This window comes from Klebsiella sp. GW_Kp181, assembly GCF_040062315.1.
Lineage (GTDB): Bacteria > Pseudomonadota > Gammaproteobacteria > Enterobacterales > Enterobacteriaceae > Klebsiella > Klebsiella oxytoca.
This window is the reverse complement of record NZ_JBEAFR010000089.1, coordinates 25,784-38,690: the sequence shown is the minus strand read 5'-3', so window position 1 is coordinate 38,690 and position 12,907 is coordinate 25,784. Positions and strand designations below refer to the sequence as shown.

The following is a 12,907-nucleotide window of genomic DNA, read 5'->3' as shown; positions in this document are numbered from 1 at the left end:
CGGGAAGAAAAGTTCGGGCACGGGACGGCTTCCTCCCTGGCCCTCCGGGAGAGGGCCGGGTGAGGAGAAGCTGACTCGCCAGCTATTCGGAGCACATTATGTTAGAAGATCTTAAACGCCAGGTTCTCGAAGCCAACCTGGCCCTGCCAAAGCACAATCTGGTCACTCTCACCTGGGGCAACGTCAGCGCCGTCGACCGTGAACGGGGCGTGCTGGTGATTAAACCCTCCGGCGTCGACTACAGCGTCATGACCGCCGAGGATATGGTGGTGGTCAGCCTGGAGACCGGCGAAGTGGTTGAAGGTCAGAAAAAGCCCTCGTCTGATACCCCAACCCACCGTCTGCTGTATCAGGCATTCCCGACGCTGGGCGGTATTGTCCACACTCATTCGCGTCACGCCACCATCTGGGCGCAGGCCGGTCAGCCCATTCCCGCTACCGGCACGACCCACGCCGACTATTTCTACGGCGCGGTTCCCTGCACCCGCCTGATGACCGACGACGAGATCAACGGCGAGTACGAGTGGCAAACCGGCGAAGTGATCGTCGAAACCTTTCGTGAAAAAGGCATCGATCCGGCGCAAATGCCCGGCGTGCTGGTGCACTCTCACGGGCCGTTTGCCTGGGGTAAAAACGCCGAAGACGCAGTGCATAACGCCATTGTGCTGGAAGAGATCGCCTATATGGGCATCTTCTGCCGCCAGCTGGCACCGCAGTTGCCGGATATGCAGCAAACCCTGCTGGATAAACACTATCTGCGCAAGCACGGCGCGAAAGCCTATTACGGGCAATAAACCCGCGATCTCCCTGGCTCGCGCTGCGCTCAGCCGGGCTACAGGTTCACAGCCGTCTGCGAGCCAGGTAGCCCGGACAAGGCGCGTCAAGCGCCGCCTCCGGGAAATAGCGCGCGGCACTGCCTTTGAAAACAGACAACCGCGCCACACCTGTATAAAATCCCAGCATTACTCGGTGAACCAGGTTATAATCAGGCCTGGTTTTTACTGATGAGAGCACGGCGTGACGCAGCCACGAGAAGGTTTTTTACTGACCCGTCACTGGCGGGATACCCCGCAGGGCACCGAACTGACTTTCTGGCTGGCGACCGATGACGGCCCGCTTGAGGTCACGCTGCCGCCCCAGGAGTCAGTGGCGTTTATCCCTGAATCCCAGCGCGCGCAGGTTGAACGCCTGCTGCAGGGGGAAAACGGCCATCGCCTTGCCCCGCTCAGCCTGAAAGATTTTCATCGCCAGCCGGTTTTTGGCCTTTACTGCCGCGCTCACCGCCAGCTGATGCGGCTGGAAAAAAAGCTGCGCGAAAACGGCGTCACGGTTTATGAAGGCGACGTTCGCCCGCCGGAGCGCTATCTGATGGAGCGCTTTATCACCGCCCCGGTGTGGGTTGAAGGGGAGTCGCGCGGCCAGCAGCTGGTCAACGCCCGGATGAAGCCCAATCCCCACTACCGCCCGCCGCTAAAATGGGTTTCGCTGGATATTGAAACAAGCCGCCACGGCGAGCTCTACTGCATCGGTCTTGAAGGCTGCGGCCAGCGGGTTGTCTACATGCTCGGGCCGGAGCCCGCCTCGCCCCCTGCCGTCAACTTCCAGCTAGAGTACGTCACCAGCCGCCCGCAGCTGCTGGAAAAGCTTAACGCCTGGTTTGCCGCTCACGACCCGGACGTGCTGATCGGCTGGAACGTGGTGCAGTTCGATTTACGCGTCCTGCAAAAGCACGCCGAGCGCTATCGCATCCCGCTGCTGCTCGGGCGCGGCAACAGCGAACTGGAGTGGCGCGAACACGGTTTTAAGAATGGCGTCTTCTTTGCTCAGGCCAACGGCCGCCTGATTATCGACGGCATTGAGGCGCTGAAATCCGCGTTCTGGAACTTCTCCTCTTTTGCGCTGGAATCGGTCGCCCGCGAGCTGCTCGGCGAGGGCAAAGCCATTGATAATCCCTGGGATCGGATGGATGAAATCGACCGCCGTTTTCACCAGGATAAACCGGCGCTGGCCACCTACAACCTGCAGGACTGCGAGCTGGTCACCCGCATCTTCCATAAAACCGAGATCATGCCGTTTTTGCTGGAGCGCGCGACGGTCAACGGCCTGCCTGCGGATCGCCACGGTGGTTCGGTCGCCGCCTTCAGCCACCTCTATTTTCCACGCATGCACCGGCTCGGCTACGTCGCGCCGAACTTCGGAGAAGTGCCGCCGCAGGCCAGCCCTGGCGGCTACGTAATGGATTCACGCCCCGGTCTGTACGACTCTGTGCTGGTGCTGGACTACAAAAGCCTGTACCCGTCGATTATCCGCACCTTCCTGATCGACCCGGTGGGGCTGGTTGAAGGTCTGGCGCAGCCCGATGACGCTCACAGCACCGAAGGCTTTCTCGGCGCGCGCTTCTCGCGAGATAAGCACTGCCTGCCGGGGATTGTCGGGCAGATCTGGCACGGGCGCGACGAAGCCAAGCTGCATAAAAACAAACCGCTGTCGCAGGCGCTGAAGATCATTATGAACGCCTTCTACGGCGTGCTCGGCACCAGCGCCTGCCGCTTTTTCGATCCGCGCCTGGCCTCTTCCATTACCATGCGCGGTCACGCGATTATGCGCCAGACCAAAGCGCTGATTGAATCCCAGGGCTATGACGTTATCTACGGCGATACCGACTCCACCTTCGTGTGGCTCAAGCGGGCCCACAGCGAAGAGGAAGCTGGCGCTATCGGTCGGTCGCTGGTGGCCTTCGTCAACGAATGGTGGGCGACGGAGCTGGGCAAAGAGGGGCTCGCCAGCACCCTGGAGCTGGAGTTTGAAACCCACTTCTGCCGCTTTCTCATGCCTACCATTCGCGGCGCGGATACCGGCAGTAAAAAGCGCTACGCCGGGATGATTCAGGAAGGCAGCGAGCAGCGCATGGTGTTTAAAGGCCTGGAGACGGTACGCACCGACTGGACGCCGCTGGCCCAGCAGTTTCAGCAGGAGCTTTATCTGCGCATTTTCCGCCATCAGCCCTATCGCGACTATGTGCGCGAAACCATTGATAAGCTGATGAACGGCGAGCTTGACGATCGACTGGTCTATCGCAAACGCCTGCGCCGTCCGCTGGCGGAGTATCAGCGCAACGTGCCGCCGCACGTGCGCGCGGCGCGGCTGGCTGATGAGCACAACGTTCGGCTGGGTAGACCGCAGCAGTATCAGCAGCGCGGCAGCATTAAATACGTCTGGACCACCGGCGGGCCGGAACCAGTGGATTATCAGCAGTCGCCGCTGGATTATGAGCACTATCTCTCTAAGCAATTAGAGCCTGTCGCCGAAGGAATACTTCCCTTTGTCGACGACGATTTTGCTACAATAGTGACGGGGCAACTGGGGCTATTTTGATTTTTTCTCACTCGTTCCGTCAGCACAAAAGCCGCAAAATGAAGGGTGAGGAGGACGTGACGAACGTTCCGCCATCCAGTAATATAGCGCCCTTTCCATTCCTGGACCCAATTTTGACGCATCTCCGATTCTCCATGGAGATGATCAACTATTGCCTGCAATTAAAGAACTAAAGAGCCGAACATATATGCCTTTTACACTTGGTCAACGCTGGATTAGCGACACAGAGAGCGAACTGGGATTAGGGACGGTCGTTGCGCTGGACGCGCGCATGGTTACCCTGCTTTTCCCCGCCATCGGCGAAAACCGTCTGTACGCACGCAACGACTCCCCGATCACCCGCGTGATGTTTAACCCGGGCGACACCATCACCAGCCATGAAGGCTGGCAACTCCAGGTTGACGAAGTTAATGAAGAGAACGGCCTGCTGGCCTACACCGGCACCCGACTCGACACCCAGGAAGCCAACGTTACCCTGCGTGAAGTGCTGCTCGACAGCAAGCTGGTTTTCAGCAAACCGCAGGACCGTCTGTTCGCCGGACAGATTGACCGTATGGATCGTTTTGCTCTGCGCTATCGCGCGCGCAAATTCCAGAGCGAACAGTACCGCATGCCGTGGAGCGGCCTGCGCGGTCAGCGCACCAGCCTGATCCCGCATCAGCTGAATATCGCTCATGACGTTGGCCGCCGCCATGCGCCGCGCGTCCTGCTGGCGGACGAAGTGGGTCTGGGTAAAACCATCGAAGCCGGGATGATCCTGCATCAGCAGCTGCTCTCCGGCGCCGCCGAACGCGTACTGATTGTCGTTCCGGAAACCCTGCAGCACCAGTGGCTGGTGGAAATGCTGCGCCGCTTTAACCTGCGCTTCTCGCTGTTTGACGATGAGCGCTATGCCGAAGCGCAGCACGATGCAATTAACCCGTTTGAAACCGAACAGCTGGTGATCTGTTCGCTGGATTTCGTACGCCGCAGCAAGCAGCGTCTGGAACACCTGTGCGAAGCGGAGTGGGATCTGATGGTCGTTGATGAAGCGCACCACCTGGTCTGGAGCGAAGACGCCCCGAGCCGGGAATATCAGGCGATTGAACAGCTGGCCGAATGCGTGCCGGGCATTCTGCTGCTCACCGCGACGCCGGAGCAGCTGGGAATGGAGAGCCATTTCGCCCGTCTGCGCCTGCTCGACCCCAACCGTTTCCACGACTTCGCCCAGTTTGTTGAAGAGCAGCAGAACTACCGTCCGGTTGCCGACGCCGTCGCCCTGCTGCTGGCCGGCAATAAGCTGAACGACGCCGAGCTGAACGCGCTGAGCGATCTGATCGGCGAACAGGATATCGAGCCGTTATTGCAGGCCGCCAACAGCGATCGCGATGATGCCCAGGCCGCTCGTCAGGAGCTGGTGTCAATGCTGATGGACCGCCACGGTACCAGCCGCGTGCTGTTCCGCAATACCCGTAACGGTGTCAAAGGCTTTCCGAAACGCGAGCTGCATACGATTCGTCTGCCGCTGCCGACCCAGTACCAGACGGCCATCAAGGTTTCCGGCATTATGGGTGCCCGCAAAACGGCCGAAGAGCGCGCCCGCGACATGCTCTATCCGGAGCAGATTTATCAGGAATTTGAAGGCGATACCGGTACCTGGTGGAACTTTGACCCGCGCGTTGAATGGCTGATGGGCCATCTCACCAGCCACCGCTCGCAGAAAGTGCTGGTGATCTGCGCTAAAGCGGCCACCGCGCTGCAGCTGGAGCAGGTTCTGCGCGAGCGCGAAGGCATCCGTGCAGCGGTGTTCCACGAAGGGATGTCAATTATCGAACGCGACCGCGCCGCCGCCTGGTTCGCCGAGGAAGATACCGGCGCTCAGGTGCTGCTGTGTTCTGAAATCGGCTCGGAAGGCCGCAACTTCCAGTTCGCCAGCAACCTGGTGATGTTCGACCTGCCGTTCAACCCGGATCTGCTGGAGCAGCGTATCGGTCGTCTTGACCGTATCGGCCAGGCCCACGATATTCAGATCCACGTTCCGTATCTGGAAAGAACCGCCCAGTCGGTGCTGGTGCGCTGGTATCACGAAGGTCTGGACGCGTTCGAGCACACCTGCCCGACCGGCCGTACCGTTTACGACAGCGTGCATAATGAACTGATTAACTATCTCGCCGCGCCGGAAAATACCGACGGCTTCGACGACCTGATCAAAGCCTGCCGCCAGCAGCATGAAGCGCTGAAAGCGCAGCTGGAACAGGGCCGAGATCGTCTGCTGGAGATCCACTCCAACGGCGGAGAAAAAGCCCAGCAGCTTGCGGAAAGCATTGAAGAACAGGATGACGACACCAGCCTGATCGCTTTCTCCATGAACCTGTTCGATATCGTCGGCATCAACCAGGACGACCGTGGTGAAAACCTGATTGTCCTGACCCCCTCCGACCATATGCTGGTACCGGACTTCCCTGGCCTGCCGGAAGATGGCTGCACCATTACCTTTGAGCGTGACGTCGCCCTGTCCCGCGAAGACGCGCAGTTCATCACCTGGGAGCATCCGCTGATTATCAACGGTCTGGATCTGATCCTCTCCGGCGATACCGGCAGCAGCACCATCTCGCTGCTGAAGAACAAAGCGCTGCCGGTAGGTACCCTGCTGCTGGAGCTGATTTACGTCGTTGAGGCCCAGGCGCCGAAGCATCTGCAGCTCAACCGCTTCCTGCCGCCGACGCCGGTGCGCATGCTGCTCGACAAAAACGGCAACAACCTTGCCGGTCAGGTGGAGTTCGAAAGCTTTAACCGTCAGCTGAGCGCGGTAAACCGCCACACCGGCAGCAAGCTGGTCAACGCCGTCCAGCAGGACGTCCACGCCATTTTGCAGCAGGGCGAAGGCCAGGTGGCCAAAGCGGCCCAGGCCCTGATCGACGCCGCACGTCAAGAAGCCGACGATAAGCTGTCGGCCGAACTGTCGCGCCTTGAAGCGCTGCGCGCCGTTAACCCGAACATCCGCGATGATGAACTGGCGGCTATCGAGAGCAACCGTCAACAGGTCATGGACGCGCTGGCGCAGGCGGGCTGGCGCCTGGATGCGCTGCGCTTAATCGTGGTCACCCACCAGTAACGGAACGCGAATATGGCGATGGAAAACTACAATCCGCCGCAGGATCCCTGGCTGGTTATCCTCTACCAGGATGAGCACATTATGGTGGTCAACAAGCCAAGCGGCCTGTTGTCCGTACCGGGCCGGCTGGCTGAGCACAAGGACAGCGTGATGACGCGCATTCAGCGCGATTTCCCGCAGGCCGAGTCGGTGCACCGGCTGGATATGGCGACCAGCGGCGTGATTGTGGTAGCCCTGACCAAAGCGGCAGAGCGCGAGCTTAAGCGGCAGTTCCGCGAACGCGAGCCGAAAAAGCAGTACGTCGCCCGCGTCTGGGGGCACCCGGAAAAAGCCGAGGGTCTGGTGGATTTACCGCTGATTTGCGACTGGCCGAACCGGCCAAAGCAGAAGGTGTGTTACGAAACCGGCAAAGCGGCGCAAACCGAGTATGAAGTGCTGGAGTTCGCGACGGACAACACCGCCCGCGTGCGCCTGAAGCCGATTACCGGGCGTTCGCATCAGCTGCGCGTGCATATGCTGGCGCTGGGCCATCCGATTCTTGGCGACCGCTTTTATGCGTCGCCGGAAGCGCTGGCCATGGCGCCGCGTCTGCTGCTGCACGCTGAAACCCTGACCATCACCCATCCGTCATTCGGTAATACGATGACGTTCCGCGCGCCGATCGACTTCTGATCGTTCAAATCTGTCCCGGGTCTTGCCGCCAGCGGCATACCCGGGCAATTCCTCGCTCATCATCGCAGCGGAACACCGACGTTAGTCGCGGGCAAACCACGCATCAATCATCTGCTCAACGCGGGCGACAACCTCCCCGGTGTCATGACGGCGGCTGCGCGCGCAGGCGTGCGCAGGTTCATCGCACAGCAGGCAGCGGCGCTGGTTTTCCCCCATAGACTGACGGCCAACCAGGCCATCTTTCGGGCAAATAACGTCGATATCCCACAGGCGGCCCAGCGGATGGGTATGCTCAAGATCGGTACAGAAGGCTTTGATTTCACTGGCGGCGTGATCGACGCACCACAGCGCTTCCGGACCGGTCGGCAGCCACAGCACCTGGCGATCCAGCGTCTGCCAGCGGTGTTTCCACAGCATCTGATCGCAGGCCTGCAGCGCTACGCCCATCATATTACGGTAGCGAATGCTGTCTTTCACCGCGCCCGGGGTCACCAGGGTCAGCGAAATCACCGGCCGCTGATAATGGGCTAACCAGTCGGCCTGACGCGCGGCGCGCTGCTCTTTCGCCGCCAGCAGCGCTTCCATGCTTACGCCCTCACGGGCGAGAGTATCCACTGACATTTGTTTCTCTCCTCACTCAATTACAGGCAGCGGACAGGCTGCCGTCGCAGTCGCGAATAATGGCGCTGATTGTATCGCTAAACGATCCCTGTTTTGGAGACGGGGCGCAGATATTTTCTGCGCCATTTAGCACGAAAAAGCAGACTTAGCGGTTATAAAAAAGTTAAATCAGGCCAGAAAGTGACTGAGGAACAGCAGACCCAGCGAAACATTAATCGCGCCGCCGATCCTGGTTGCGATCTGCGCGAACGGCATCAGGTTCATGCGGTTGCCGGAGGTCAGTATCGCCACGTCGCCGGTACCGCCCTGACCGCTCTGGCAGCAGGAGACAATCGCCACGTCAATCGGGTACATGCCAATCTTTTTGCCGACCAGGAAACCGGTCGCCACCAGCGCCGTTACGGTGCTGATAATCACCAGCAAATTGGTTACGGTAAACGCGTTGACCAGCTCCTGCCACGGGGTGATCGCCACGCCGACGGCAAACAGAATCGGATAGGTAACCGCCGTGCGGAAGAACTTATACACCATCTGCGATCCCTCCTGCAGGCGCGGAGAGACGCCGTTCACCAGCTTCAGCAGCACCGCGAGGAACAGCATGCCCACCGGCGCGGGCAGGCCGATGGTCTTCTGCCCCAGCATGCCCAGCATATAGAGCAGCACCGCCAGCAGCGCGCCGGAGGCCAGCGTCGTTACGTCCATTTTGCCCTCGACGGGCGTTTCGCGATGCGTCTCGTTGCGGCGGTTCGGCATCAGCTGTCCCTCACCGGTCAAATGCGGAAAACGCTTGCCCAGCTGATTTAAACAGCCGGAGATAACAATCGCCGTCAGGCTGCCCAGCATCACCATCGGCAGAACGCGCCCAAGCGCCACGCCCTGATCCATATGCATCAGCGCGGCGTAGCCAATCGACAGCGGGATCGCTCCCTCGCCGACGCCGCCGGCCATGATCGGCAGGACGATAAAGAAGAACACCTGGAACGGCTCCAGCCCTAGCGCGGTACCGACGCCGACGCCAACGACCATGCCGACGATTTCTCCGCACAGCATCGGGAAGAAAATCCGCAGAAAGCCCTGAATCAGCGTGGTGCGGTTCATGCTCATAATGCTGCCGACGATAATGCAGCAGATATAAAGATAAAGAATGTTGGTCGACTTATAGAATTTGGTGGTCGATTCCACCACCACCTCCGGCAGCAGGCCGTAATGAACCAGCGCAGAAGGAATAAAAGTCGCGCAGATGGCCGCTGCGCCAAGCTTACCCAGAACCGGCAGGCGTTTGCCGAATTCACCGCAGGCAAAGCCGAAAAAGGCCAGCGTCGCCACCATCACGACGATATCGCTCGGCAGCTTGCCGCCTAAACAGTCCAGGGCAATCAGGCCGCCGGCCAGCAGAAAGAGCGGCAGCGGGATAATACCGACTTTCCAGTTATCGAGGATATGCCACCAGCGCTGCTTAAGCGGCGCTTTCGGGGTATTGATAGGGTCGATGGTTGCAGAGAATGCATTGTCTGTGGTGCTCATAATTAAGCCCTCTGGTTATTATTATTTTTCAGGTTAGAGGGCCATCCGCAGAGTTAATGTGAGGATCGACAGATTAAAAAAGAAGTTTTAATGGTCACTATGGTTTTTATGGTTTCTATTATTATTGTGAAACCGCTCTGATTTATGGTCGTGGTTTTTAAGGTTTTTAAATCCAGCGCCTGATTAACCTTGATAAATTCCGCGCCAGCAGATAATTGTGGTTTCCGGACGCCTGCGAAGGGGGTCACCGTTTTCCCTCAGCCACGATGTCGGTATGGCCAAAGATGATACAGTGCCGCATCCCTGATACGGTGCAATAGAATTATGAAGGTTTCATTTCAATTTAAGCTGTTCATTTCACTGGTCGCTTTTTTCTCAGTGCTTTTCGCGCTGCTGGGCGTGTATTACTATTTTGACGCCAGCCGTCAGCTTTATCAGGAAATGAGCGCCCGCGCGAAAATACAGGCGCAAGAAATTGCCCTGATGCCGGATTTACGCCAACAGGTCGCGCGTGAAGACGCGCTGGCGATAAAACCTTTTATGCAAAATATCGCCGCCCACAGCGACGCCAGCTTTATTGTCATTGGCGACAGGCGAGGCGTGCATCTGTTTCATTCGGTCCACCCGGAATGGGTCGGCACGCGGCTGGTTGGCGGCGATAACCAGCCGGTGCTGGAGGGGAAAAGCGCCACCACCATCCGCAAAGGGGGACTGGGGATTTCCCTGCGCAGCAAAGCGCCGATTTTCGACGATGCGGGCCGGGTCATCGGTATTGTTTCCGTCGGCTACCTTACCAGCTATCTCGACAGCATCACGCTGGAAAAAGTCATCAATATCTTTGTCGCCGCAGTGCTGCTGTTGATTGCGCTGTTTATCTTCTCCTGGTACTTCACCCGCAGCATTAAGAAGCAAATTTTCTCGCTGGAGCCGCGGGAAATCGGCCTGCTGGTGCGCCAGCAAAAGGCGATGATGGAGTCGATATACGAAGGGGTGATCGTAATTGACCATCACCGGCGTATCGAAGTGATAAATCATGCCGCCCGCAGCCTGCTCGGACTGAGCCAGCCGGCGCATCAGCTGCGCGGTAAGTCTATCGATAGCGTCATTACGCCGCAGCCGTTTTTCGCCAGCGGGGAGATGCTCGAAAACGATACCCACGACGAGCTGTGCCGCTTTAATCAGCTGACCGTTCTCGCCAGCCGGGTGCGTATCCTGCTGGAGAGTGAACTGCAGGGCTGGGTGATCACTTTCCGCGACCGCGACGAAATCAACTCGCTGAGCGCCCAGCTTAGCCAGGTGAAGCGCTACGTTGATAATCTGCGCATCATGCGCCATGAACAGCTGAACCGTATGACCACCCTTTCCGGCCTGCTGCATATGGGCCACTATGATGAGGCGATTCGCTACATTCAGGCGCAGTCGGAGCATGCCCAGGAGCTGCTGGACTTTATCTCATCACACTTTAATTCGCCGACGCTGTGCGGTCTGCTGCTGGGCAAAGCCGCCCGCGCGCGGGAAAAAGGGGTTGAACTGAGCTTTGACCCGGCCTGCCGCATTGACCGTCCGCTGCCGTCATTGATGGAGTCCGAGCTTATCTCTATCATCGGTAATCTGCTGGATAACGCTATTGAGGCTACCCAGCGCGCCGAACTGCCGCACGAACCGGTCGAGATTCTGATTCAGCTCAACGCCCGGGAATTAATGATTGAAGTCGCCGACCGCGGCGTCGGTATTCGTCCGGAGATCCGCGAGCATATTTTTGAGCGCGGCGTCACCACCAAAACCCGCGGCGATCACGGTATTGGCCTGTATCTTATTGAGCGCTACGTAACCCAGGCCGGCGGCACAATTGAAGTGGCCGACAACGCCCCGCGCGGCGCGATTTTTACGCTGTTTATCCCCGCCAGCGGGCCAGCCCATCCGCAAGAAGAGACGCACTATGCATCATGACCTGGTCGATGTTCTGATCATCGAAGATGAAAGCGAACTGGCGCGGCTGCACGCCGAGCTTATTCAAAAACACCCGCGCATGCGGCTGGCAGGCACGGCGGCCTCCCTCGCCCAGGCGCGGCAGAGACTCAACGCCAGGCCGCCCCAGCTGGTGTTGCTGGATAATTATCTGCCGGACGGCAAAGGGGTCACGCTGATGAACGACCCGATCATGGCCCAGGCTAACTGCTCGGTGATCTTTATCACCGCCGCCAGCGATATGGAAACTTGTAGTCTGGCAATCCGCAACGGCGCCTTCGACTACATTCTTAAGCCGGTGTCATGGAAGCGCCTGAGCCAGTCCCTTGAACGGTTTGTGCAGTTCTACGATCAGCAGCGCGAGTGGAAGATTGTCGACCAGCAGAACGTGGATTCGCTGTATCAGCTACAGGCCAAAAACTATCGTGCCGATAGCGGCAGTAAAGGGATTGAAGAAAAAACGCTGGCGCTGGTGCAAAATCTGTTTACCGGCGATCAAGAACGCTGCTTTTCGGTCGATGACGTGGTGAGCGAGGCTGGATTGAGCAAAACCACTGCTCGTCGCTATCTGGAGCACTGCGTGGAAATCGGCTTTCTGGAGGTGGAAATGCTGTACGGCAAGATTGGCCATCCGCGGCGTATGTACCGCCGCGCCGCCAGCCCATCGTGACGCCTCCCCCGCCCGGGAGAGGCCGGTCGTTCAGAAGCCGCGCTGTTCTTTGATCAGCTCCCAGGCTTTCTGGATCTCCTGCGCTTTCTGCTTAGCCATCTCCATCATTTCCGGCGGTAGCCCTTTCGCCACCAGCTTATCCGGATGGTGCTCGCTCATCAGCTTACGATAGGCGCGCTTGACGGTGGCGGCATCATCAGTCGGTTTTACCCCCAGCACATTGCAGGCATCTTCCAGAGTGGGCCCGCGCTGCGCCTGCTGCCAGCCGGCGTTGCCGCCGCGCTGGCCGTAAGATTGCTGCTGCGACCCGCCGCCGAACTGCGCCCCGCCCTGCATCATGCGCAGGAACTGCTCAAACTGAGCGCGGGAGATGCCCAGCTCATCGGCAATCACAAACAGCACTTCACGTTCGTTGGGATGCAGATCGCCATCGGCAAAAGCCGCCTGCAGCTGAATTTCCAGAAACATCCGAATTAAATCAAAGCGGCCAAAACAGACGCTGCGCAGCTGGCGCATTTTCTCACGCAGCGGATAGTCATCTGATTTCCCTACCCGAAACGCGTGCTGTGCCGCCGTCCGCGCTTCGCCATGAAGATTCATGCGATCCATCAGCAAATTGGCGACGTGGATATCGGCTTCGGTGACGCGCCCTTTTGATTTGGTCAGGTGCCCCATCACTTCAAACGTCGTCGAGAAGAACAGCGACTGGCGCTCCTGCTGGTTGGCAAAGACGTTCAGCCGGCGGCTGCGCGCGCGGTCAAACATATGCCCGATTAAAAAGCCCAGTACCACGCCCCAAAAGCCGCCGCCCATCATCAACGCAACCGCAACGCCAATTATTTTACCCAAATACTGCATAGACTCCCCAATCTCTCTGCCGCCAGTTAAGCTATATCTGACCGCACGTTACAAAGCGTTTACGCCTCGGTCAATTGTGGGACATAGCCTATAATTTGCTTTATCATACTCGTCATTCTACACGG

General features: G+C 58.7%; 9 protein-coding genes. 6 read left to right on the top strand and 3 right to left on the bottom strand.

The features are described 5' to 3' along the window. Positions 1–98: 98 nt before the first annotated feature. The 4 genes from araD to rluA all read left to right on the top strand — a co-directional run bounded on the left by araD (position 99) and on the right by rluA (position 7,141). Positions 99–794, top strand: coding sequence for an L-ribulose-5-phosphate 4-epimerase (araD, locus tag ABLV11_RS27675; RefSeq protein WP_126488445.1), 696 nt, complete (start codon positions 99–101; stop codon positions 792–794). A gap of 223 nt (positions 795–1,017) precedes the next feature. Beyond that, entirely contained in the window at positions 1,018–3,375 is a 2,358-nt protein-coding gene (polB, locus tag ABLV11_RS27670) for a DNA polymerase II (protein WP_126488443.1), read from the top strand. A 187-nt stretch (positions 3,376–3,562) separates the two neighbouring features. Beyond that, entirely contained in the window at positions 3,563–6,469 is a 2,907-nt protein-coding gene (rapA, locus tag ABLV11_RS27665; RefSeq protein WP_004108196.1) for an RNA polymerase-associated protein RapA, read from the top strand. A 12-nt stretch (positions 6,470–6,481) separates the two neighbouring features. Then, positions 6,482–7,141 carry a bifunctional tRNA pseudouridine(32) synthase/23S rRNA pseudouridine(746) synthase RluA gene (gene rluA, locus ABLV11_RS27660; protein ID WP_004108199.1) on the top strand — a complete coding sequence of 220 codons (660 nt, stop codon included), beginning with the start codon at positions 6,482–6,484 and terminating at the stop codon, positions 7,139–7,141. An 81-nt stretch (positions 7,142–7,222) separates the two neighbouring features. Here rluA and citX read toward each other — a convergent pair whose 3' ends face one another. Both citX and ABLV11_RS27650 read right to left on the bottom strand, forming a co-directional pair. Further along, positions 7,223–7,762 (bottom strand): citrate lyase holo-[acyl-carrier protein] synthase, encoded by a 540-nt coding sequence (gene citX, locus ABLV11_RS27655; protein ID WP_017145010.1) that lies wholly within the window; start codon positions 7,760–7,762, stop codon positions 7,223–7,225. Between the two features lie 168 nt (positions 7,763–7,930). Next, positions 7,931–9,286 carry a 2-hydroxycarboxylate transporter family protein gene (locus ABLV11_RS27650; RefSeq protein WP_004108203.1) on the bottom strand — a complete coding sequence of 452 codons (1,356 nt, stop codon included), beginning with the start codon at positions 9,284–9,286 and terminating at the stop codon, positions 7,931–7,933. A gap of 324 nt (positions 9,287–9,610) precedes the next feature. Between ABLV11_RS27650 and ABLV11_RS27645 the strand changes: the two genes are divergently transcribed. Together ABLV11_RS27645 and ABLV11_RS27640 are read left to right on the top strand one after the other, a co-directional pair. After that, positions 9,611–11,236: a sensor histidine kinase gene (locus ABLV11_RS27645; protein WP_004108206.1), complete on the top strand. Its 1,626-nt coding sequence runs from the start codon at positions 9,611–9,613 to the stop codon at positions 11,234–11,236. Further along, the gene (locus tag ABLV11_RS27640; protein WP_004108208.1) at positions 11,226–11,924 is read left to right on the top strand and encodes a response regulator; all 699 of its coding nucleotides are present in this window, start codon (positions 11,226–11,228) and stop codon (positions 11,922–11,924) included. The genes ABLV11_RS27645 and ABLV11_RS27640 overlap by 11 nt, the downstream gene beginning before the upstream one ends. 30 nt (positions 11,925–11,954) lie before the next feature. Here the strand turns inward: ABLV11_RS27640 and djlA are convergent, their stop codons facing one another. Next, positions 11,955–12,782: a co-chaperone DjlA gene (djlA, locus tag ABLV11_RS27635; protein WP_004108210.1), complete on the bottom strand. Its 828-nt coding sequence runs from the start codon at positions 12,780–12,782 to the stop codon at positions 11,955–11,957. Positions 12,783–12,907: the final 125 nt, after the last annotated feature.

What these genes read in the sequence shown, in the direction of transcription:
- araD (WP_126488445.1), top strand. Translation starts at nt 99, where the DNA reads ATGTTAGAAGATCTTAAACGCCAGGTTCTCGAAGCCAACCTGGCCCTG.
- rapA (WP_004108196.1), top strand. Translation starts at nt 3,563, where the DNA reads ATGCCTTTTACACTTGGTCAACGCTGGATTAGCGACACAGAGAGCGAA.
- rluA (WP_004108199.1), top strand. Translation starts at nt 6,482, where the DNA reads ATGGCGATGGAAAACTACAATCCGCCGCAGGATCCCTGGCTGGTTATC.
- citX (WP_017145010.1), bottom strand. Translation starts at nt 7,762, where the DNA reads ATGTCAGTGGATACTCTCGCCCGTGAGGGCGTAAGCATGGAAGCGCTG.
- ABLV11_RS27650 (WP_004108203.1), bottom strand. Translation starts at nt 9,286, where the DNA reads ATGAGCACCACAGACAATGCATTCTCTGCAACCATCGACCCTATCAAT.
- ABLV11_RS27645 (WP_004108206.1), top strand. Translation starts at nt 9,611, where the DNA reads ATGAAGGTTTCATTTCAATTTAAGCTGTTCATTTCACTGGTCGCTTTT.
- ABLV11_RS27640 (WP_004108208.1), top strand. Translation starts at nt 11,226, where the DNA reads ATGCATCATGACCTGGTCGATGTTCTGATCATCGAAGATGAAAGCGAA.
- djlA (WP_004108210.1), bottom strand. Translation starts at nt 12,782, where the DNA reads ATGCAGTATTTGGGTAAAATAATTGGCGTTGCGGTTGCGTTGATGATG.